This window comes from Kitasatospora sp. NPDC058048, assembly GCF_042885555.1.
In the GTDB taxonomy this organism is placed as follows: domain Bacteria; phylum Actinomycetota; class Actinomycetes; order Streptomycetales; family Streptomycetaceae; genus Kitasatospora; species Kitasatospora lactacystinica.
In genome coordinates this window covers 123,492-144,466 of the sequence record NZ_JBHVRT010000012.1, presented here as the reverse complement: position 1 = coordinate 144,466, position 20,975 = coordinate 123,492, and the positions used below count along the sequence as shown (strand labels likewise).

Genomic DNA, 20,975 nt, shown 5'->3' with positions numbered 1-20,975 from the left:
ATCACCCGGACGATGGTAGCGGGTGACGGTAGTCCGTGTAGGACTCGTACGGAAGACGAGCGGGGCTGGGAGGGGACGCGAGACGGCCCCGGCGCCGCTGCCTGCGAGGTCAGGAGACGAAGTCGCGGAGCAGCTTGGTGAACGAGGTGAGTTCGGTGAGCATGTCGCCGGGCAGCGGCTTCTCGCTGAAGTGGGCGATTCGGTTGCGGATGTCCTTCACCCGCTTCAGGTGGTGGACGAACTGTGTCCTGTCCATCGCCGTCCAGCCGAGGGTGACCCAGTTCACGTCCGCGCTCGCCGCCATCGACTGCTTCGTCTGGGTGCCGTCGAGGAGCTTGATGTAGTCGCCGAACATCAGGTCCGTGATCAGCCCGGACCGCTCGTCGACCTTCTTGTTGGTCTGGACAGCCTTGATCGCCTCTTGCTCGAGCGCTGCACCCAGGCCACGGCGGAGCAGGGATTCGATCTCCCCGATGAGGAAAAAGGGGCGCGCTGCCCCCTCGAAGCGCTCGGTGACGTCCTTCGCGGTCACGATGCCGGAAAGGCAACCGTCCTCGCCGCGGACCAGGACATAGCCGTGCTCTTTGATTGCGGGGAGGCACCCGAAGAACTCCTGGCGTACGTCTACGACCGGTGGGGAGTCCTTCTGCATGGCGTTCTCGAGTGTGGGTGTTCTGCCGGTCTCGTACATCTTTGCCACCGAGTGCCAGGTGACCACGCCGTGCAGGGTGGCCATGCCCGTGGTGACCGGGACCTGGGAGTACCCGTGAGTGCGCATCAGGTAGGTCGCCTGGGCGGGCGAGGCGCTCAGTCCCACGCTGGCGACCCCGTTGCGAGCGCAGGCCAGATCCCCGATGTGCAGGCGCTGTGGCAGGGCTTGCGAGGGCAACGGCTCGTGTGCGTCGTCGGCCTCGGGGTCGACATCGTTGACGACGACCGCGGCCAGTTCGACGACGTCGACGTCGCCGCGGTGGTGGCAGATGGCGAAGTCCGGGATGGTGGCCAGGCCGACATCGGCCAGGGATTGCGAGATCAGGTGCACGCTCTGGTGGTTACGGACACGTACACCGAACAGGTCCAGGACGTGCTGGACGGGAATCCGCACGCCCTTGAGCGACAGAAGGTCCTGCGGGGAGGGCTTGGCGGGCATCACTCGCCGCCGTCCGCAGCGCCACGCAGTGCGGTCCGCTTGCCCATGGCGCCCTGGACCAGCTCCACCAGCTGCTTGGAGCGGTCGAGGTAGAAGCGCTCGTAGTCATTGGCGTGCAGGGCATCGGGATCGATGAGGTGGGTTGCGATGACGTCGTCGAACCACTCGGGCCGCATGTCCGAGGCCGTGACCAGTGACGGAAGGTAGGTTGCCGGCGGTCCGGACATGTTCCGGGAAGCGCGGTACGACAGAGGCGTCTTGTTCACGATGGAGCCCGCCGGGAATTTCTGTCCGAATTCCTTCTCGGTCCACGCCTTCGGGAAGATCTGCCGGACGCCCACCCAGTGTTCATCCATGAGGGCGGGACTGATCGGTGCGCCGGTGTAGTGCCAGTCCACCGCGCCCTGCTTGATGAGGAGGGCGTAGATCCCCTTGTAGGCCGCACTGTGTCGGGTGGTGAGCGTGTCCAGACGATCGGGGAAGAAGTAGGCGTCGTTGACCGTGTCCGGAACGTCGCCGGTGCGGCGGATCCACCCGACGAGCTGCTCCACGTCCTTGGTGAAGCGCGTTTCGGTCGAGCCTCCGTACATCTCCCCGAGGACGCCGCACCAGTACCACTGAGTGATCATTTCCTCGGCGGTGAGACCGTCGGTCTCCTCCCCGAGGATCGCGCGGACGGCGGCCAGCGGAACGAGTTGCGTCCGGTAGGGAAGATCGGCCGCACGAACGATGCACTGCTGCTGGAGGAAGTCACCGACCCAGGCGAACGCCTCGGCCAACTTCGGTGCCAGACGGTCGAAGTCGGCGAGCGGAAGGTCCAGGAGGTCACGGCGCTTGCACGACACCGCAGCCCCCGGACGTGCCAGCTTGCGCTCCCACGTCCGGACCAGTGCGACGGCCTGCAGGAAGTCACTGCTGCTCAGGCCATCTTCGACGCCCTGGTCCAGACGGCCGAACACCGGGAACCGGGCGGCCAGTTCCTGCTTGATCTTCTGCCAGACGACAGGGAGCTGGTAGTAGTCGCCGGACTCGGCCGTGAAGCTGCGGTCCCCCGCATAGGTGGCGGTCAACAGCTCGAAGACGTTCAGCGGTACGCCCCCGGTGTTGACGCGTTCGAACACGGCACAGACGGCGTCCATCGAGGTGGACGCGGATAGCCGGATCATGGGGACCTGGAACGACCGGATCTTCTCGAGGACGCGCTCCTCGAACTCCGACCAGAGGTCCCAGTTCCGTTCATCCGCCTTGACGAACGTCCTCTTCCAGGCGTTCACCCGCTGGATGTCGAAGACGAAGTGGAGTGGGAACAGGCCCGCCGCGCACTCGCCCTCGACGGTGGTGAGATCGAGCGAAGCGCCACGGGCGAACTCGGCCCGCAGGAGCTTGTTCTCCGGGACGGACACGATAGCCTCGTCGCGGTCAGCGGAGGCGCCGACAGCCTTGGCGATGCTGACGTAGTACCAACGATCGATCGACTTGCCGCGGGTGTCGACCGTCTTCACCGGCGCATCGAGGTACAGAGCCTGGAACAGGGAGGTCAGACGCTGTTGCCCGTCCAGGAGCAGGAGCTGAGGGGGCCGGTCCTGCTCGGAGCCCGCGCCTGTGAGGGTCCGCGCGCGGAACGGTGAGGCTCCACCGGTTTCCAGCGTCATCACCACGCCGAGTGGGTAGTCGAGCGTCACCGTCGCGATGATCGCCCGAATCCGGTCGTCGTCCCACTTCCACTCGCGTTGGAAGTCCGGGAGTTGCAGTGTTCCGGACGCGACGTCCGCGAGGACGTCCCTGAGCTTCGGACTGTCGAGCGCCACGCGGTCTTTCCCCACCTTGAACCAGAGCATATGCCGAGGCTGATTTGACCAACTCGATACCTGCGCAGTCAACCGGTTCTCGAGATATCCGGTCGATGGAGGGAAACGCTGCTGGTGAACTGGCCAGCTGACCTGTTCGAGGCTCCGCCACCTGCCGGAGTCAGTTCCGTCGTGGTTCAGTCGCCGTCCGGGGTGAAGCGGCAGTAGGGGCGGTCGCTATCTTGAGGGATCACTGACAGGTCTAGGGAGGGCGACGGGGATGAGTGGTCGGCGGGTGCTTGCCGCGGTGGCGGCGGCGGGGGTGCTGACGGGCGTGCTGGCCGGGTGCTCCTCCGGGGCGTCGAAGGGGGTCGGTGGGGCGGCGGCCGCGGGTTCGTCCGCGTCGGGTCCGGCGGCGGCGTCGACGGGTACGGCCGGGGCGTCCGCGTCCGCGGCTGCGCCCGCTCCCGCACCGAGCGGGTCGGACGCCGGGGCGCCCGGGGCGGGTTCGGCGCCTGCCTCCGCACCGGCCCCGGCCGCGGTGGAGGTGCCGCGCGGGGACCTGGAGGTGGCGCTGCTGGACGACAAGGTGGTCGGGCAGGTGCTGCCGGACGCCAAGGCGATGGTCGGCTGGGAGGAGGAGAAGCGGAAGGTCGACACGGCCGACCACAAGGTCACCTGCACCGGTGCCGCCGCTGCCTCCTGCGCCGGAAAGCCGCTCAGCGGGTCGGTCCGGTTCTCCTCGGGGGACGTGGTGGTCCGCTTCTTGGTGGACACCCTGCCCAGCCGGGACGCGGCGGCGCAGCGGCTGAAGGAGAGCTACGCCTCGTACGCCGCCGGGCCGTTCAAGAAGATCGACACCCCGGTGCTGGGCAGCGAGAGCCAGACCTTCCAGGGGCCGCTGGCCGAGGGCGAGGGCGTCGGCATCGTGGTGCGCTCGGGCACCGTGGTGGCGAGCGTGACCAGCGAGGGCGGTCCGGTGGACGTGGCCGCGACCCGGAAGTTCGCGGTGATGCTGGTCAAGCGGATCGAGCAGGCCCAGGCCGGGAAGGCACCGGACGCCGGGCCGGGCGTGGGCTGAGGGACCCCTCCCCGCACGGGCGGGGCGCTGGGCTGGGCAAACGGATGTCGGTCGACCGTGATATGTACCTATCTCGTGGCCATAGTGCGGCCATGCGAAAGATACTGATGACGTTCGAGGGGGCCAGACATGCCGCTGTTCCGACGCCGCTCCGGCGGGGAGGGCGCGGAGGACCGGGCCGAGCGGCGCGGGTTCGGGTTCGGGTTCGGCCGACGGGGAGCCGGATCGGCCGCGCCGGCCGGTGCTGCCGAGCCGCGGCTCGACCCGGCGTACGGGGACGAGTCGGTGCGTCTGGCGCTCCGCCAGGCCGCCGACGGGGACTGGGCCGCGCTGCGCCCCGCGCTCGCCGCCGCCGAGGGCGAGGACCTGACCTTCCTGGTCGGGGCGATAGCCGACGTGCCCCGGGTCGAGCAGTGGACGTCCCGCGCGCTGGCCGACACCCCGGACGACACGCTGCTGCTGTTGCTGTCCGGTGCCCGGCACATCGACTGGGGCTGGGAGGCCCGGACGGGTGCCCGGGCCAAGGACGTCACCGAGGAGCGGTGGAAGGTGTTCCACGAGCGGCTGGAGGTCGCCGAGGAGCAACTGCTGGAGGTCGCCGAGCGCGAGCCGTCCTGGCACGCCCCCTGGCGGTTCCTGCAGACCAGCGCCCTCGGGGCCTCGCTCGGCCCGGAGGTCGCCACCAGCCGCTTCGAGGCCGCGGTGCGCCGGGCGCCCGGGAACTCCGCCTCGCACTGGGTCAGGCTGCAGCAGCTGAGCGCCAAGTGGGGCGGTTCGCACGAGGAGATGCACGAGTTCGCCCGCTCCGTGATGCTCGCCGCCCCGGAGGGCAGCCGCCTCGGTGAGCTGGTCGCGGTCGCGCACCTGGAGCACTGGCTGGCCCTCCCGGACGGCGAGGACGGCGCCTACCTGACCAGTCCGGCCGTGGTGGCCGGGCTGCAGGAGGCGGCCTTCCGGTCCGTCCTGCACCCGGCCTTCGTGCCGGCGCGCGGCTGGCAGGGCGCCTTCAACACCTTCGCGATGGCCTTCTCCCTCGCCGACCAGCCGAAGACCGCGCGCCTGCTGTTCGAGGCGCTGGACGGCTTCGTGACCGAATCGCCCTGGCACTACCTGTCGGGCAATCCGGTCAAGGCCTTCCGCGCCCACCGCGACCGCTGCACCTCGTACTGGCGCTGAGGCGTGCCGGCGCCGCCCGGCGCCGACCGGTGCCGGTGCCGGTACCGACCCGCACCCGCACCCGCACCCACACCCCACCACCGTCATCCACCCCGCGATCGAAAGAGCCTCCGGTGTCCCCTACCGACAACCCGACGAGTGCGCACACCTTCCAGGTGGACCTGCGCGGTCTGGTGGACCTGCTCTCCCACCACCTCTACTCCAGCCCGCGGGTCTACCTGCGCGAGCTGCTGCAGAACGCGGTGGACGCGATCTCCGCCCGCCGCGCCCTCGACCCGGAGGCTCCGGCCAGGATCACCGTCCGCGCCGACGACGAGCTGTCCGTCACCGACACCGGCGTCGGCCTGACGGAGAAGGACGTCCACACCTTCCTCGCCACGATCGGCCGCAGCTCCAAGCGCGACGCCGACGGCCGGTTCGACGGCGCCGGGCTGGCCAAGGCCCGCGGCGATTTCATCGGCCAGTTCGGCATCGGCCTGCTCGCCTGCTTCGTGGTCGCCGACGAGATCACCGTGGTCACCCGCTCCGCCGCCGCCCCGGACGCCCCGGTGATCGAGTGGCGCGGCAGCTCCGACGGCAGCTACACCATCCGCACGCTGCCCGCCTCGGCCAAGCCCGAGCCGGGCACCACCGTCACGCTGGCCCCGCGCGCCGACGCCGCCGAGTGGACCCGCCCCGGCCGGGTCCTCACCCTCGCCCGGGACTTCGGCAGCCTGCTGCGCCACGACGTCACGGTGATCGACGCCGCCGGCACCGAGCACCGGGTCAACCGCACCCCGCCGTGGGCCGAGCGCCACGCCTCCCCGCTGGCCAGGCGCGACGCGCTCACCGAGTACTGCCGCGCCGCCTTCGACTTCACCCCGCTCGACACCATCGAGCTGGACCTGCCGCTGGTCGGCCTGCGCGGCGTCGCGTACGTGCTGCCGGACGCCGCCCCGCCCTCGCGCCGCAACGGCCACCGGGTGCACCTCAAGGGCATGCTGCTCTCCGACCAGGCCGACGAACTGCTGCCGGACTGGGCCTTCTTCGTCCGCTGCGTCGTCGACACCGACGGGCTGCGCCCGACCGCCTCCCGCGAGGGCCTGTACGCCGACGAGACGCTGGCCGCCGTCCGGGACGCGCTCGGCGCCCGGATCCGCGACTGGCTGACCGGCCTGTCCGCGAGCGACCCGGCGCTGCTGCACCGCTTCCTGTCCGTCCACCACCTGGCCGTCAAGGAACTCGCCCGCTACGACGACGAGTTGCTGCGGATGATGCTGCCCTGGCTGCCGTTCGAGACCACCGACGGCAACGTCACCCTGGACGAGTTCGCCCGCAGCCACCCGACGGTGCTGGTGACCCGTACGGTCGAGGAGTTCCGCCAGGTCGCCCCGATCGCCGCCGCGGCCGGGCTCGGCGTGGTCAACGGCGGCTACACCTACGACCACGACCTGGTCCACCGGCTGCCCGAGATCCGGCCCGGCGTCTCGGTCTCCGACCTCGACCCGGGCACCGTCACCGCGCACCTGGACACCGTGGACCCGGCCGTCGAGCTGGCCGCCAACGCCTTCCTGGCGATCGCCCGCGAGGTCGTCGGCCGGTTCGACTGCGACGTCGCGCTGCGCAGTTTCCACCCGACCAACGCGCCCGCCCTGCTGCTCGACAACCGGGAGGCCCGGCACGAGCGCACCAGGGCCCAGCTCGCCGACGAGGCCGACGGGCTGTGGGCGGACATCCTCGGCTCGCTGCGCGCCGAGGTGCCCCGCGCCCAACTGGTGCTCAACCACCTCAACCCGCTGGTGCGCCGCGCCGCCACAGTCACCAGCCGCGAGCTGGCCGTCACCGCCGTCGAGGCGCTGTACGGGCAGGCCGTGCTGATGACCCGCCGCCCGCTCAAGGCCAGCGAGTCCGCCCTGCTCAACCGCTCGTTCATCAGCCTGCTGGACCACGCCATGCTCGGCCACGAGGCGGCGGGCACCCCCGAAGGCGACAAGGAGGCGTGATGCTGGACACCCCCGACGCGGTGATGGCCGCGCTGCGCGAGAACGACGCCCGCCCGTACGGCCGGACCAGGACCGTCACGGCCGAGGAACTCGTCGACGCCGCCGAGCAGTTCGAGGACACCGGGATCCGCTCGATGGCCCTGCTGGAACTGATGGAGGCCTACGAGTACGACGGCGAGCGCAGCAAGAGCCCGGTCGTCTTCGCCCGCATCCTCAAGCTCTGGGACACCGACCCGGACGGCTTCGGCGAATGGGCCCGGCGCCAGGTGCTCTGGCGCTTCAAGTGGGTCGCCGACGCGCTCAAGGACACCCCGGACGTCCCGCTCGCGGCGGTCCGGCGCTGGCACACCGAGCTGCGCGACCGCTACCGCACGGCCGGCCACGACCTCCAGCCGTACTACGCCCAGCGCTACCACCTGGCCGTGCAGACCGGCATCGACGTGCAGGACGCCTACGAGCTGTGGGCGGCCCGCCCGCGCTCCGAGCTGAGCGACTGCCACGCCTGCGAGACCCGCGCCCGCGCCCGGCACTTCATCGCCGCCGGGGACGACGCCCGGGCGCTGGAGGTGATCGCCCCGGTGCTGGACGGCCGCAGCGGCTGCGAGCAGGAGCCCTACCTCAGCCAGGCCACCGCCCTGCTCGCGCAGCTGCGCCGGGGCCGGTTGGACGAGGCCCGCTCCGGCCACCTCTCCGGCTACCGCTACGCCCGGGGCAAGGCCTCGATGCTGAACGCCGTCGGCCTGCACATCGAGTTCTGCGCGCTGTCCGGCAACGAGCCGCGCGGCCTGGAGCTGCTCGCCGAGAACCGGGACCTGTTCGCGGTCACCGGCGAACCCGCCGCCCGGCTGGGCTTCCTGACCGGCGTCGAGGTGCTGGTCGCCCTGCTCGCCCGGGCCGGCCACGGCGAACTCGCGGTCAGCGGCCCGGCGGGCGCCACCTGGACGGTGGACTCCCTGCTGGCCCACGTTCGCACCGAGGCCGACGCGCTGGCCGCACGCTTCGACGCCCGCAACGGCACCGGCGCGGTCGGCGCCGAGCGGCGCGCCCGGCTGGCCGTCGAGCCGCTGCTCGCCGAGCCGCTGGCACTGGGTGTGCGGGCCGTGGCCGCGCCGGGGCTGTCCGACGCCCCGGCCGTCGCGCCCGCGCCGCGCCGGACGGTCGAGCCGGAGCCGGAGGACTTCACCGCCCTGGTGCTGCGGGCCCGCGAGCTGGAGGTGCTCGGCCACCCGGACGCCGACCGGCTCTGGAAGCGGGCCGCCGAACGCGCTGGGGCCGCGGACTTCGTCCACCCGCGGAGCGCCGAGCTGGGCGGCCCCGAGCGGCTGCGCGCCGAACTCGCCGAGCAGCGCGCCCACGAGGCGCTCCAGCGGGACGCGTACGCCGAGGGCAAGGCCGGGCTGCTGGCCGCCGCCGAGCTGTTCGAGGAGGCGGGACTGGCCGGGTCGGCGCTGATGTGCCGTGCCCGGACCCTCATCGCGGACCTGGACGACGAGAGCGACGGCGGCGCGGGTCGCAGCGCGGACGCGGACGCGGATGCGGACAGCGGGCACAGCGGCCGGCGGGCCGACTGGGCGGCGCTCGACGCGGCGCTGGCGCGGGCCGAGGAGCTGCGCGCCGGCGGCGAACTGACCGACGACGACTACCTGATCGTGCTGCAGACCCGCGCCTACGCCGCCCACCACGACCTGGTCGAGACGCTGCCCGAGCCCGCCGACGAGGTGGCCGAACGCTTCGAGGCGGTGGTCGGGGCCTACCGGCGCACGGCCGTGGAGCTCGGCTCCGAGCGGCGGGCCGCCACCTCCCGGCAGTACACCGCCGACGCCGCCGCCCGGAAGGGCCTGCTGGCCGAGTCGGAGGCCGAACTGCGCGAAGTGCTGGCCCAGTTGGACGCCGCCGAGCTGCCCTGGCACACCCCGAGGGTGCTCGGCCTGCTGGGCCAGGTGCTGCTGCAGGGCCGCGAGCCGGGCCAGGCGGTCGAGGTGTTCCACCGGGCGCTGGCCGAGGCCGTGCGCTGGGGCGACGACTCCTACCCGTACGCGCCGACGTACATGATGCTCGGCCACGGCTGCCTCCAGACGGGGGACCTCGGCGGCGCCGTCCGCGCGCTGTCGGAGGCGGCCGCGCGCTACGACCGCAAGGGCGCCGAGGCGGTCGAGGAGGCCGCCCGGGTGCGCATGCAGCTGGCCGACGTGCTGCGCGACACCGGGCGGGCGGCGGACGCGGTGGCCGTGCTGGAGTCGGTGCTGCTGGACGCGTCGGCGGCCCGGCTGGACGTGCGGATGCTCGCCCAGGCCCGGCTGGACCTCGCCCGGGGGCTGTCCGAGCTGGAGGAGCACCGGGACGCCGCCGAGGAGTACCTGCGGCTGGCCGACCTGGTGGCCGGCTGGGAGGACCAGGAGACCCACACCATGGTCGCCTGCGAGGCGACCCTGGCGCTCGCCCGGGCGGAGCGCCGGGACGCCGCCGAGGCGGCGCTGGCCCGCGCCCGCGAGGCGCACGGCAAGGCCCCGCAGGTGGACCAGCTGGCGGCCACCCTGCGGGAGCTGGCCCGGATGACGATGCGGGAGCAGGGCGCGGAGGGGCTGGCGGCGGCGCTCGCCCTGCTGGCCGAGGCGGACGCGGTCGGAGAGGCGGCCGAACTGGCCGGCGAGGAGTACAACTCCTGGTACCTGCGCGGTGGTTCGCACTACGAGCGGGCGCGCTCGCTGGCCGTCGCGGGGCGGTACGAGGAGGCGCTGGCCGAGGCCGAGCGGGCCGTCCCGGAGTACGAGGCGGGCGGCGAGCTGGCCGAGTCGCCGCGGGCGGAGTCGGTCCGGCTGGCCGCGCTGATCGAGGGCAGCGATCTCGGTCGCACCGAGGCAGCGGTGGCCCGGCTGACCGCCGGCATCGCGCGCTGCGAGGCGGCCGGGCTGCCGGAGGCGGCGGAGGTGCTGGTGGAGCTGCGGGAGCGGTTCGCCGGGGAGTGACCTGCGCTGTGCCCGTGACTTGCGTGTGCCCGTGACTTGCGCGGTGCCCGTGACCTGCGCGGTGCCCCGCCGAGGCCCCGCATCCCGCTGAGGCCCGTGCCCCTCCGGTGACGGCGGGGCACGGGCCTCAGCGGGATGCGGCCTCCGCGCCGCACCGGGGTGGTTCGCTCAGCAGGGCCCGTCGTCGGCCCAGACGCCCCACTGGCCGGCGGCGCTCGGCACTTCGTTCAGCGTCCACCACTTGGCGTGGTAGTTGTGCCCGTTGTACGAGACCTTGGCGCCGCCGGTGTACGTGGTGCTCGCGCTCCACGCCGGGGCGGTGCAACTGCCGGGGGTGGTCGGAGGAGTCGTGGGCGGGGTGGTCGGCGGCGTCGTGGGTGGCGTGGTGGGCGGGGTCGCCCCGGCGAACTTCACCGTGTACTTGGTGAAGTCCCAGTCGTTCTGCGCCACGCTGGAGCAGGAGCCGGACAGCCCCGGGTCGACATTGCCCGCGCACTGGCGGTCCCGGTTGACCGACCAGTAGGTGTACCGGGCCAGGCCGTGCGCGGTGGCGAAGTCCAGCACGGTCTGGAAGTCGGACTGGTGGAAGTACTCGGCGGCGTCGGTGCGGCCGTTCATCATCGACACGCCCTCGTGAGCGTACGCGGTGGCCTCGTTCCAGCCGAAGGTGCTCTGCAGGATCTGGTTGAACTTCACCAGCGCGTCGGTCTGCGCCGCGGCGCCGCTGAAGCCGCCGTCGAACGGCATGATCGAGTAGTTGTCCGGCGTGAAGCCCTGCGACTTGGCCTCGTTGAGCATCTGGGTGCCGAACCAGCCGGTGCCCGCGTTGGTGCCCGCGGTGGTGATCGAGACGTACAGGCCGGGGTTGTTCTGCTGGAGGATCCGGGCCGCGCCGATCTCGTTGTGGATGGCCGCGGTGTTCTCGTACTCCGGCTCCTCCAGGTCGAAGTCGATCGCCTTGAGGCCGTACTTGGTGATCACCTTCTGGTAGCCGGCGGCGGTCGCCTCGGGGGTGCCGCAGACCTGGCCCAGCTTGGTGCCGCCGTACCCGCCGACCGACACCGAGACGTCCCCGCCCTTGCCGCGCACGGTCTGGATGACGCTCGGCATGGTGGTGTCGGTGTCGATCGAGGAGGTGCCGCCCCAGGCGGGCGAACAGCTGTTGCCCTGGGCCAGGATGAACGCCAGCTGGAAGGCCTTCTGGCCGGTGGCGTCCATGACGGCGGTGGCGTCCGGCGGGCTGTTGTCCTCGGGCATCAGGTACGGCGCCGAGGCGTACCAGTTGCTGCCGAGCCCTCCGGCGGCGGTGGTGCCGGTGGTGTCCGCGGAGGCGGAGCCGGTGCCGGCCAGGGCGGCGACGCCGCCGGCGACCAGGCCGAGCGCGGCGGCCAGGGCGAGCGCGGCGCGGCGCCCGGGGGCGGGGCGACGGGCGGGGCGAGGTGCGGTGTGCCGGTGGGAATGCGAGGGAAGAGCGCGTTCCATCGGAAGCCTTTCCAGGAAACGGCAGTGGGGGAGGCCGGCCTGGTCGCGCCGGGTGTGGGGGTGGCGCGGCGGCCGAACGGACCGTCGGCAGTGGGTGGTTGCCGAAGGTCCTCACTGGTATAGACCTGTGGGGAAGGGGGGTCAACCCCAAAAGGGTCAAGCCCGACTGCGCCGGTGGCGGGCGTACGTCCACCGTCCCGAGCGCCGGTTGTGGGAGGACTGCGCGGAGCGCGACCTGTACTGGTTCTGCTGCGGTTGCCCGTGGGACGACCGGGACCTGCTGGAGGCGGTGATGCTCGCGCTGTCGCCCCAGCACGCCCGTCAACTGCGCGCCGTCGTCGCCCGGTTCGTCGCCCGGTGGGACCAGCCCGGACCGCCCTGGCTGCCGCCGGACGGATGGAGCTGAGCGCCCGGCGCCGGGGGCTCAGGCCCCGACGGCGGTGTCCGCGCCCACCCCCGCCAGCAGTCCGCTGACCGCGGGGGCCCACGGGCGGCCGGTCGGCCCGGTCAGCGACAGCGTCCGGTGGACGGCGGGCCGGATCGGGACCAGCACGCAGTCGGCCGGGAGCATGGTCAGTGCCAGTGCGGGCATCACCGAGACCCCGACGCCCGCGTGCACCATGCCGATCAGGGTGTTCAGGTCGCGGATGCGGTGCCGGGGCGTGAAGCGGGTACCGGCCCGCCGGTAGGCCTCGCGGATGTGGCGCTCGCAGCCGCCCTCCGAGAGCAGGAAGTCGTCGTCCTCCAACTCGGCCACGTGGACGGTCGGCTGGTCGGCGAGCGGATGGTCGCGGCGCAGCAGTGCGTGCATCGAGTCGGCGCCGAGTGCGACCGCCCCGGGCGGCAGCGGACCGGCGTCCACCAGCACGGCGGCGTCGACCGTGCCCGCCTCCAGCCAGGCCGCCAGCTCCTCGTCCTCGCCCTCGAAGACCCGGACGGTCAGCTGCGGGTGGGCCGCCCGCCAGTCCTTCAGCAGTCCGGGCAGCAGTGCCTGGCAGACGGTGGTGGGCGCCGCCAGCCGTACGGTGCCGGTCAGGCCGCCGCGGTGCCGGGTGGCGATCGTGCGGACGGCGGCGGCCGAGGCTACGGCCGTCCGGGCGTGCGGGAGGATCTGCTCGCCGAGCGGGGTGGGGCGGCACGGGCTGCCGCGCCGCAGCACGGGCGCGCCGAGGTTGCGCTCCAGCGCGGCGACGGCGTGCGAGACGGCGGACTGGCTGATGCCCAGCTCGTCGGCGGCCGCGCCGAAGCCGCCGGTGTCGGCGACCGCGACCAGTGCCCTGAGCTGGGCCAGGTTGACGTCCGAGGTCATGAGACTTCCTCATCGCGGGTGCGCTGCCACTTGTTGGACTCATGGTCCGGTGCCGGGCCACGCTCTGTCCAGCTGATGGCACGGCCACAGTCACAGGCACGGTCGCGGACACGGACAAGGAGGTGGTGGGGGTGCGGCGCTGGCTGCCGGGCTTCGTGGCCCTGTCGGCGATCTGGGGCGCGAGCTTCGCCCTGATCAAGGTCGCGGTCGACGCGGGGGTGCCGCCGCTCTGGGTGGCGCTGTGGCGCTGCCTGCTGGGCGCGGCCGCGCTGTGGGCGATTCTCGTGGTGCGCGGCGAGCGGGCCCCGCGCGACCGGGTGCTGTGGGGCCACTCGGCGGTGGTGGCGGTGCTGCTCAACGCGGTGCCGTTCACCCTCTTCCCGTTCGGCGAGACCAGGGTCAGCTCGGTGCTCGCCGGAGTGATGAACGCGGCCACCCCGCTGTTCACCCTGCTGTTCGCGGTGCTGGCCGTCCCCGGGGAGCGCCGCCCGGGCGCCCGCCGACTGGCCGGCCTCGGGCTCGGCTTCCTCGGCGTGCTCACCGTGCTCGGGGTCTGGCGCGGCCTCGGCACCGGGGCGACCGCCGGCGCGCTGGCCTGCCTGGCCGCTGCCTGCTGCTACGGCGCCGGCTTCGCCTATCTGCGCCGCTTCCTGTCCGGCCGCCCGGAGTCGGTGACCACCCTCTCCGCGCTCCAGATCGCCTGCGCCGCCGCCGAGTTGGCGCTGGTGGCGCCGCTCGCCGCAGGCGCTCCGCACTGGCCCGGGGCGGGCCCGGCGCTCGCCCTGCTGGTGCTCGGCGTGGCCGGCACCGGCCTGGCGTACCTGCTCAACCTGGCCCTGGTCCGCGGCGCGGGGGCGACGGTGGCCTCCGCCGTCACGTACGTGATGCCGCTCTGGTCGACGGCGCTGGGCGCGGCGTTCCTGCACGAGCCGGTGGGCTGGAGCGCGCTGGTCGGCGGCGCGCTGGTGATCGCTGCCGTCGCGCTGGCCCGGCCGCGCCCGGCCCCGGTGGCGGCCGAGGGCGGGGCCCCGGCGGAGGACCCGAAGTGCCGTCAGCCGGTCGGTTAGGGTGGACCGGGTGAGCGAGGTCAGCGAAGGCGGGGACGGGGGCGGCGAAGGGGGCCGCGGGGCGGATCCGCAGCCGACGGCCGTGGGCGAGGCACTGCGGGCGCACCCGCTGCGCTTCCCGTTCACCCGCTGGGTGCCGCGCTGCTGGGCGTACCTGCTGGGCAGTGCGCTGCTCGGGCCGGTGCTGCTGGCGGTCCTCGTGGTGCTGCTGGTGCTCGGCCTGGGCCTGGGGGCGATCGGCGTCGGGATCCCGCTGCTGGTCGCCCTGGTGCTCGCCGGCATTCCGACCGCCACCGCGGCCCGGTGGCGGCTGCGGCTGGTGGAGCCGGTCCCGCTGCCCGACCCGCACCGCAGCCTGCCCGGGGCGGGCCGCAGGGCCCGCATCCGCACCCGGCTGCGCGAGCGGGCCACCTGGCGCGAACTCGCCCATGCCGCACTCGCCTCGACGGTGCTGGCCACCGCCGCGCTCGGCTTCACCGCGCTGCTGGTGCTCTCCGGCCTGTACGTGCTCTCCCCGCTGGTGGTCTGGGCGCTCGCGCCGGAGACCGTGATGCTGATCCCCGGGCGCGCCGTCCCCGGGCCGCTCGCCGCCCTGCCGTTCACCGCCGCCGGACTGGCCGGCCTGCTGCTCTGCGCGTACGCCGGGGCGCTGCTGACCGCCGCCGAGGTCGCGCTGGCCCGCTTCCTGCTCGCCCCCCGGGAGGACGACCTCGGTCGCCAGGTGCTCGAACTCACCCGTTCCCGGGCCAGGTTGGCCGACGCCTTCGAGGCGGAGCGGCGCCGGATCGAGCGCGACCTGCACGACGGGGCGCAGCAGCAGCTGGTCGCGCTCAGCATGACCCTCGGGCTCGCCGAGTACGAGCTGCGCGACCGGCAGGGCCGGGCGGCGGACCTCGTCACCCGGGCGCGCGGCGAGGCCCGGCAGGCGTTGGAGCAGCTGCGCGGACTGGTGCGCGGCATCCACCCGCAGGTGCTCACCGACCACGGGCTCGCCGCCGCCGTCGCCGAGGTCGCGCTGCGTCACCCGATCCCGGTGGCCGCCGACATCGAGCTCCCGGAGCGGCTGCACCCGGCCGTGGAGACCACCGCCTACTTCACCGTCACCGAGGCGCTCACCAACGCCGCCAAGCACAGCGGTGCCACCGCGATCACCGTCCGCGGGCGGGTCGCGGGGGGCCGGCTGGTCGTCCAGGTGACCGACGACGGGCGCGGCGGGGCGGACCCGGCCGCCGGGGCCGGACTGGCGGGACTCGCCGACCGGGTGGCACTGCTGAGAGGACGGCTGATGGTGACGAGCCCGACGGGCGGCCCGACGACGCTGCGGCTGGAGGTCCCGTGCTCCGGGTCGTGATCGCCGAGGACGCGGTGCTGCTGCGCGCCGGACTGGTCGAACTCCTCGCCCTGGGCGGCCACCGGGTGACCGCCGCCGTCGGCGACGCCGAGGCGCTGGCCGCGGCCGTCGACGCCGAACGGCCGGACATCGTGGTCACCGACGTCCGGATGCCCCCCGACCACACCGACGAGGGCCTGCGCGCCGCCCTCACCCTGCGCGAGCGCCACCCCGGCCTGCCCGTCCTGGTCCTGTCCCAGTACGTGGCCACCCCGTACGCGACCCGGCTGCTGGCCGCCGCCGGTGCTCAACCGGCAGGTCTGGGCTACCTGTTGAAGGACCGGGTCGGTGACGTCGCGGACTTCCTGGACGCGCTGCGGCGGGTCGCGGACGGGGAGACGGTGATCGACCCCGACGTGGTCCGGGTGCTGCTGCGCGGCCGGTCGGGCGACCGCCCGCTGGCCCGCCTCACCCCGCGCGAGCGCGAGGTGCTCGCGCTGCTGGCCGAGGGCCTCAACAACCAGGCCGTGGCGGCCCGGTTGAGCATCACCGAGGCCTCGGTGGTGAAGCACTGCGGGAACATCTTCATGAAGCTGGACCTGGACCCGACCGAGGGCAACCGGCGGGTGCTCGCCGTGCTGGCGCACCTGCGCGGCGAGTGACCGGAGCGCGCGCCGGACGGCAATTCACCCACTTGTCACAGGGGTTGTGCGGCCGGAACGATGGCGTCATGGAGAGGACACGGGAACCGCAGAGCGCAATCGTCAACCGGCTGCTCAAGGGCGAGGCGACCAGGGAGGACACCACGACGGCGCAGACCAACTTCCTGCTGTGGCTGCGGCAGGAGTGGGCCGGGGACGGCGACCGGGCGCTGGCGGCCTGCCAGGACACGCTGACGGCGGCCGGGGGCGAGGAGTGGCAGGCCATGCCGGAGCGTGATCTGTCCGCCCACGTCTGGCTGTTCAGCTTCTCCTGCCCGAGCCGCGACGACCTGCCGGGCCAGGCGAGGAACTGGGTGACGGCGGTTCGCGCCAACGGCGGGGCGCCCGCCATCGCCCGACTGGTCAGGCACCTGCGGGGGCAGGCGGAGTGACCGGTCCGGCCGGAGCCTCCTGGGCGGATGGAAGCCCGGGAACGGCCGGAGCGACTGGAGGGACCAGGGCGGCCGGGGGACGGGGAACGGCCGGAACAGCCGGAACGGCCTGAACAGCCGGAGCGGCCGGGGCGTCCGGGCCCGGCAGCGGTGAAGCGGGGTCCAGCAACTTCGTGAGCCGCCGCGCCGAGGCCTCCCAGGTCCAGTGCTGCTCGACCCAGCGCCGCCCCGCCGCCCCCATCCGGGCCCGCTCGGCGGGCGGGGCCAGCAGGAGGCGGGTCAGGGCGGCGGCCACCTCGGCGGGATCGCGACCATCGACGACCATGCCGGTGACGCCGTCCAGGACGGTGTCCGGGGCGCCGCCGGAGCGGCCGGCCACCACCGGGAGGCCGGCCGCGGCCGCCTCCAGGAAGACGATCCCCAGGCCCTCGGCCTCCAGGCCCAGCCGCCGGGTGCGGCACGGCATCGCGAAGACGTCCGCGCCGGCGTAGTGGACGGCCGTCCCGGCGTGGTCCAGGCCGCCGGTGAACACCACGCTGCCCGGCTCGGTCAGCCGGCCGGCCAGGCCCCGCAGCCGGTCCTCGTCCGGGCCCCGGCCGACCAGCACCAGCGTGGTCCCGGGCACGGCCCGGCGGATCGCGGGCAGCGCGCGGATCAGCGTGTCCTGCCCCTTGCGCGGGACGAGCCGCGCCACGCAGAGGACCACCGGGGCGGCGGCCGGCACCCCGGTGGTGCCGGCCGGCCGGAAGACCGACGGGTCGACCCCCGGTACCAGGCGTACCAGCCGGGCGTCCGGCCCGAGCGCGGGGGCGATCCGGGCGCGGGTGTAGGCCCCGAGGAAGGTCACCGCGTCCGTGCTGCGGCCGATCCGGCGCAGCAGGCCGCGGGCGCCCGGGGTGCGGGCCCACCAGATCTCGTGTCCGTGCGTGGTGGCGACCGTGCGGCGGATGCCGGGCGCCAGCCGCCGCAGGCCGGGCGTCATCGCGGCGAGCGGGGCGGCGGCGCCGAACCAGACCCGGTCGCAGCCGTGCGCGCGGGCTATCGCGGCGGCCCGGCGGGTGGCCCGCGGGGTCGGCAGCAGGGTGCGGGCGCGGTCGCGGATCACCGGATAGGGGAGAGCGGCGTCGTGGCGCTCCGCGCCGGGTTCGGCCGAGGTGTAGACCACGACGTCGTGGTCGGGGACGCGGTCGGCCATGGCCCGGACGAAGGTTTCGATGCCGCCCTGGCGCGGTGGGAAGTCATTGGTGACGACGAGGGTGGTGCCCATGGCAGGCCTTTCGGAACGGAGAGTGGAACGGAGACCGGAACGGCGACTGGAACGGAGGACGAGCGGGAGAGCAGAACGAGGACGAGCGGCAGCGCGAGGTAGCCGAACCGCCCGGCGGGTGCCAGCAGGAAGGCCGCGGTCAGCCCGAGGGCCAGCCGGTGCGCCGCCGCGGCCGCGGTGCGGGGCGGTCGGAGGAGCAAGGAAGCCCCGACGGCGAGCCCGGCGAGCAGCAGCAGGCCGACGGCGGCGTACCAGCCGGGCGGGCCGAGATCGGCGAGCAGCCGTCCGGGCAGCGGGCTGGCGGCCGGGGTGGGCAGCCGGCCGCGCCCGGTGGGGAAGGCGAACACCTGCTCCACCAGCGGCCCGGGCGCGCGCAGCGCCACCGGCAGCACGGCCACCGCCGCCACGCCCACCGCGACGGCCGCCCCGCGCAGCGCCGCCCGCCGTCCGGCCGTGGCCGCCAGCAGGGCCGTCACCACGGCGAGCGCGGGCCAGGCCGTCCACTTCAGCGAGCAGGCGGCGGCCAGTGCCAACCCGGCCGCCACCGGCCGCCGTTCGGCGGCGCGGACCAGGGCGAGCCAGCAGAGGCCGATGAGCGGCAGGTCGACCCCGCTGACGCAGAGCGGCAGCGAGACCACCGGTGAGGCGGTGAGCGCGGCGGCGCCGAGCCGGCGCCCGGCGGGCACCGTCCGCAGCACGCAGACCAGGAACACCGCCGCACACCAGAGCCGGGCGTCGCCCAGCGGTGACCCGCCCAGCGGCGAGTCGTCCAGCACCGCCCGGGGCAGGCCCAGCAGGGCCATGCCGGGAAGGTACGGGGTGTACTGCGCGACGGACGCCGGCTCGGCCAGGTACGGCGTGCCGGTGTGCAGCAGCAGCGACCCGGAGCGCTCGATCACCCCGACCTCGCTCTGCCCCCGCCCGGCCGGCACCAGCACGAGCAGCGGCACCAGTACCGCCCCGACGGCGGCGACCGCCACCGACACCTCACGCCCGTACCGCCGCACCAGCGCCACGGCGAGTGCCGCCGACAGGTACCCGCAGGCCGCGAAGGTCCCCCAACTCCGGTGCGGCCCGAGCCCGGACAGCACCGGAAACGCCCCCGCCCACCCGGCCGCCACCAGCCATCCGCCGCACCACCACCACGCCCGTTTCGTCACCTCTTCATTGCATCGCCGCAGCTCGGCGGGGTCATCACGGCCAAGTCGAGTCCTGTGGTCGGGTTTTCCCCACCTCCGCCAGGACGGCGACGGCTGCGGCCACGGTGGCGAGGGCCGGGGAGGGCCGGGGAGGGCCGCGGAGGGGCCTCGGGGCGCGGCGGGGACGGGCCCGCTCCCTGCGCTGACGTTCGGTGGCCGGTGGATTACTGATCGTCCCCGGCCCACCGCTATCCTCGCCCTGTGGTGAGGTCGTGGGATGCGGCGGTGGAGCGGGCACAGGACCGGCTGGCGGCGGGGCCGCGGCTGCGGGCGGCCGGTCCGGGGGAGGAACGGCGGTTCGCCCTCTGGGACTTGGCGTCCCTGGTGGAGGGCGAACTGGGCGAGCTGGTGGACCCGGACGGGCTCGCGCCGCCGGCGGAGCGCGGGTGGCGGGAGCGGCTGGGTGAGAGCGGGCGGGAGTGGCCGGGCGGGGAGCTGTACCGGCGGCGCTACTGGATCCGGGACGACGCGGGCGCGGTGGTGGGTACCGTCGCGGTGGACAACTGGACCAAGGGTCCGAGCCAGCTCGCCGTCTCCTCCCTCTATGTGACGCCGGCCGCGCGCGGCCGGGGCCTGGCCGCCGCCGCGCTGGACGAGGTGTACGCGGCGGCCACCGCCGAGGGCCTGCCGGGGTTCCGGCTGGAGGCGCACTGGACCTGGCAGCCGGCGGTCCGCTACTACCTGCGCCGGGGGCTGTGGGTGGTGGGCTGGAAGCATTCGCTGTCCTTCGCCCGGATGCCCCAGCTTCCCGTGCACCGGGTGCGGGAGGAGGACGGCCGGCTGCTCCTGCTGGTCGCCGACCGGCTGCGCGGCTGGGTGCCGATACTGGCCGCCGGGCAGGAGGGCCGCTGGCTGCGGCTGGACGAGACGGCGGACTACCGGGGCTGCGACGGCTGGGTGCACGAGTACGCCCGCTCCACGCTGGCCCTGTGCCTGGCGCTGGCCGGCCGCCCGCTGGTGCGCGGCCCGCAGTGGTGGGCGGAGGCGTGGCGCTGGTCGGACACGGGGGAGCCGGAGGGGCTGGCGTACCGGATCGAGGAGTTCGAGCGGGCGGCCCGGAAAGCGGGCCGGCCGATGGTGAGCCCGTACCGCCCGGCGTCGCCGCCGCAGTCCGGGCTGCCGCGCTCCGAGCTGTCGCGCTCCGAGCTGTCGCGCTCCGAGCCGCCTCGGTCCGGGCCGTCGCGCTCCGAGTCGCCTCGGTCGGGGCCGCCTCGGCCGGGGCTGCCGGAGCAGGCTCCGCCGGCATTCCCGCAGCTGGCAGACTCGGGGGATGGCTGAGATCGAGATCGACGGCGCCCCTGCCGACCCGGCGCGGCTGGCCGCGCTGGGGCTGCTCAACTACGGGCACTTCACCACCCTGCGGGCGGAGGAGGGCCGGGTGCGCGGTCTGGCGTTGCACCTGGACCGGTTGGTCCGGGACTGCCGGGTGCTGTTCGGCGCCGAGCTGGACCGGGCGGCGGTGCGGGAGCGGATCGGCGCGGTGCTGCCCGCCGACGGCGCGCCGGTGACCGTCCGGGTCACCGTGTACGACCCGGAGCTCGGCCTGGAGCGCCCCGCGGCCCCGGCCGCACCCGCCCTGCTGGTGACCACCCGCCCGGCCACCGCGGCCGCGCCCGCCCCGCTGCGGGTCCGCACCGCCGCGTACCGGCGGGAGCTGCCGGAGGTGAAGCACGTCGGCCTGTTCGGCTTGGTGCACCACCGCCGCTTGGCCCAACTGGCGGGCTTCGACGACGTGTTGCTGGTCGACGAGGACGGCCTGGTGGTCGAGGGCGCGACCTGGAACGTGGGTTTCCTCGCCGAGGAGAAGCTGGTCTGGCCGCAGGGGCCGAGCCTGCCGGGCGTGACCGAGGCCCTGCTGTCCGGCGCGTACCGGGGTCCGCAGTCCCGCGAGCCGCTGGCCGCCGACGGGCTGGACCGCTTCACCGCCGCCTTCGCGGTGAACGCGGGTGTCGGGGTGTGCCCGCTGGCGGCCGTGGACGGCACCGCCTTCGACCCCGCCCACCCGGTGCTCGCCGAGCTGCGCGCCGTCTACCTGGGGGTTCCCGCCGAACCGGTGGGGGGATAACCCCACCTCCGGTCCGCCGGT

Annotated in this window: 16 protein-coding genes and 1 pseudogene; 11 read left to right on the top strand and 6 right to left on the bottom strand. The window is 74.2% G+C overall.

Features of this window, described 5'->3' with window-relative positions; all coding sequences use genetic code 11:
* Positions 1 to 109: 109 nt before the first annotated feature.
* Together ACFVVA_RS16025 and ACFVVA_RS16020 are read right to left on the bottom strand one after the other, a co-directional pair.
* Positions 110 to 1,150 carry a CBS domain-containing protein gene (locus ACFVVA_RS16025; protein WP_387689878.1) on the bottom strand — a complete coding sequence of 347 codons (1,041 nt, stop codon included), beginning with the start codon at positions 1,148 to 1,150 and terminating at the stop codon, positions 110 to 112.
* Positions 1,150 to 2,988 (bottom strand): DUF262 domain-containing protein, encoded by a 1,839-nt coding sequence (locus ACFVVA_RS16020; RefSeq protein ID WP_387689876.1) that lies wholly within the window; start codon positions 2,986 to 2,988, stop codon positions 1,150 to 1,152. The genes ACFVVA_RS16025 and ACFVVA_RS16020 overlap by 1 nt, the downstream gene beginning before the upstream one ends.
* Before the next feature lie 496 nt (positions 2,989 to 3,484).
* On the opposite strand from ACFVVA_RS16020, the gene ACFVVA_RS16015 reads away from it, so the two are divergent.
* The 4 genes from ACFVVA_RS16015 (at position 3,485) to ACFVVA_RS16000 (ending at position 10,142) form a co-directional block, all read left to right on the top strand.
* Positions 3,485 to 4,018 (top strand): hypothetical protein, encoded by a 534-nt coding sequence (locus ACFVVA_RS16015; RefSeq protein ID WP_387689874.1) that lies wholly within the window; start codon positions 3,485 to 3,487, stop codon positions 4,016 to 4,018.
* Between the two features lie 129 nt (positions 4,019 to 4,147).
* On the top strand, positions 4,148 to 5,194 hold the full coding sequence (locus ACFVVA_RS16010) for a hypothetical protein (RefSeq protein ID WP_387689873.1): 1,047 nt from the start codon (positions 4,148 to 4,150) through the stop codon (positions 5,192 to 5,194).
* 113 nt (positions 5,195 to 5,307) lie between these two features.
* A complete protein-coding gene (locus ACFVVA_RS16005; protein WP_387689871.1) occupies positions 5,308 to 7,176 on the top strand; it encodes an HSP90 family protein in 1,869 nt (622 codons plus the stop codon).
* Positions 7,176 to 10,142, top strand: coding sequence for a hypothetical protein (locus ACFVVA_RS16000; protein ID WP_387689869.1), 2,967 nt, complete (start codon positions 7,176 to 7,178; stop codon positions 10,140 to 10,142). Before ACFVVA_RS16005 ends, ACFVVA_RS16000 begins: the two co-directional genes overlap by 1 nt.
* Positions 10,143 to 10,310: 168 nt before the next feature.
* On the opposite strand, the gene ACFVVA_RS15995 is transcribed toward ACFVVA_RS16000, so the two are convergent.
* Positions 10,311 to 11,624 (bottom strand): chitinase, encoded by a 1,314-nt coding sequence (locus tag ACFVVA_RS15995; RefSeq protein WP_387689867.1) that lies wholly within the window; start codon positions 11,622 to 11,624, stop codon positions 10,311 to 10,313.
* Between the two features lie 208 nt (positions 11,625 to 11,832).
* On the opposite strand from ACFVVA_RS15995, the gene ACFVVA_RS15990 reads away from it, so the two are divergent.
* Positions 11,833 to 12,030, top strand: coding sequence for a hypothetical protein (locus tag ACFVVA_RS15990; RefSeq protein WP_387689865.1), 198 nt, complete (start codon positions 11,833 to 11,835; stop codon positions 12,028 to 12,030).
* An 18-nt stretch (positions 12,031 to 12,048) separates the two neighbouring features.
* On the opposite strand, the gene ACFVVA_RS15985 is transcribed toward ACFVVA_RS15990, so the two are convergent.
* Positions 12,049 to 12,933, bottom strand: coding sequence for a LysR family transcriptional regulator (locus ACFVVA_RS15985; protein ID WP_387689863.1), 885 nt, complete (start codon positions 12,931 to 12,933; stop codon positions 12,049 to 12,051).
* Positions 12,934 to 13,064: 131 nt separating this feature from the next.
* Between ACFVVA_RS15985 and ACFVVA_RS15980 the strand changes: the two genes are divergently transcribed.
* The 4 genes from ACFVVA_RS15980 to ACFVVA_RS15965 all read left to right on the top strand — a co-directional run bounded on the left by ACFVVA_RS15980 (position 13,065) and on the right by ACFVVA_RS15965 (position 16,423).
* The gene (locus tag ACFVVA_RS15980; RefSeq protein WP_387689861.1) at positions 13,065 to 14,000 is read left to right on the top strand and encodes a DMT family transporter; all 936 of its coding nucleotides are present in this window, start codon (positions 13,065 to 13,067) and stop codon (positions 13,998 to 14,000) included.
* A gap of 94 nt (positions 14,001 to 14,094) precedes the next feature.
* Positions 14,095 to 15,351, top strand: coding sequence for a sensor histidine kinase (locus ACFVVA_RS15975; protein WP_387689947.1), 1,257 nt, complete (start codon positions 14,095 to 14,097; stop codon positions 15,349 to 15,351).
* Complete coding sequence (locus ACFVVA_RS15970) at positions 15,336 to 15,992, top strand: response regulator (RefSeq protein WP_387689859.1); 657 nt, start codon at positions 15,336 to 15,338, stop codon at positions 15,990 to 15,992. The genes ACFVVA_RS15975 and ACFVVA_RS15970 overlap by 16 nt, the downstream gene beginning before the upstream one ends.
* A 68-nt stretch (positions 15,993 to 16,060) precedes the next feature.
* Positions 16,061 to 16,423, top strand: coding sequence for a hypothetical protein (locus ACFVVA_RS15965; RefSeq protein WP_387689857.1), 363 nt, complete (start codon positions 16,061 to 16,063; stop codon positions 16,421 to 16,423).
* A gap of 157 nt (positions 16,424 to 16,580) precedes the next feature.
* On the opposite strand, the pseudogene ACFVVA_RS15960 reads toward ACFVVA_RS15965, so the two are convergent.
* Positions 16,581 to 17,618: pseudogene (locus tag ACFVVA_RS15960) on the bottom strand (glycosyltransferase family 4 protein); the annotation flags it as partial.
* Positions 17,525 to 18,850: a glycosyltransferase 87 family protein gene (locus tag ACFVVA_RS15955; RefSeq protein WP_387689856.1), complete on the bottom strand. Its 1,326-nt coding sequence runs from the start codon at positions 18,848 to 18,850 to the stop codon at positions 17,525 to 17,527. The gene ACFVVA_RS15955 and the pseudogene ACFVVA_RS15960, both read right to left, overlap by 94 nt.
* Positions 18,851 to 19,090: 240 nt before the next feature.
* Here ACFVVA_RS15955 and ACFVVA_RS15950 point away from each other — a divergent pair, with 240 nt between their 5' ends.
* Positions 19,091 to 20,167, top strand: coding sequence for a GNAT family N-acetyltransferase (locus ACFVVA_RS15950; protein ID WP_387689854.1), 1,077 nt, complete (start codon positions 19,091 to 19,093; stop codon positions 20,165 to 20,167).
* Positions 20,160 to 20,954, top strand: a complete 795-nt coding sequence (locus ACFVVA_RS15945; RefSeq protein WP_387689852.1) for an aminotransferase class IV — start codon at positions 20,160 to 20,162, stop codon at positions 20,952 to 20,954. Before ACFVVA_RS15950 ends, ACFVVA_RS15945 begins: the two co-directional genes overlap by 8 nt.
* Positions 20,955 to 20,975: the final 21 nt, after the last annotated feature.

Coding starts and splice junctions, on each gene's coding strand:
- ACFVVA_RS16025 (WP_387689878.1), bottom strand. CDS start 1,150: ATGCCCGCCAAGCCCTCCCCGCAGGACCTTCTGTCGCTCAAGGGCGTG.
- ACFVVA_RS16020 (WP_387689876.1), bottom strand. CDS start 2,988: ATGCTCTGGTTCAAGGTGGGGAAAGACCGCGTGGCGCTCGACAGTCCG.
- ACFVVA_RS16010 (WP_387689873.1), top strand. CDS start 4,148: ATGCCGCTGTTCCGACGCCGCTCCGGCGGGGAGGGCGCGGAGGACCGG.
- ACFVVA_RS16000 (WP_387689869.1), top strand. CDS start 7,176: ATGCTGGACACCCCCGACGCGGTGATGGCCGCGCTGCGCGAGAACGAC.
- ACFVVA_RS15995 (WP_387689867.1), bottom strand. CDS start 11,624: ATGGAACGCGCTCTTCCCTCGCATTCCCACCGGCACACCGCACCTCGC.
- ACFVVA_RS15985 (WP_387689863.1), bottom strand. CDS start 12,933: ATGACCTCGGACGTCAACCTGGCCCAGCTCAGGGCACTGGTCGCGGTC.
- ACFVVA_RS15965 (WP_387689857.1), top strand. CDS start 16,061: ATGGAGAGGACACGGGAACCGCAGAGCGCAATCGTCAACCGGCTGCTC.
- ACFVVA_RS15945 (WP_387689852.1), top strand. CDS start 20,160: ATGGCTGAGATCGAGATCGACGGCGCCCCTGCCGACCCGGCGCGGCTG.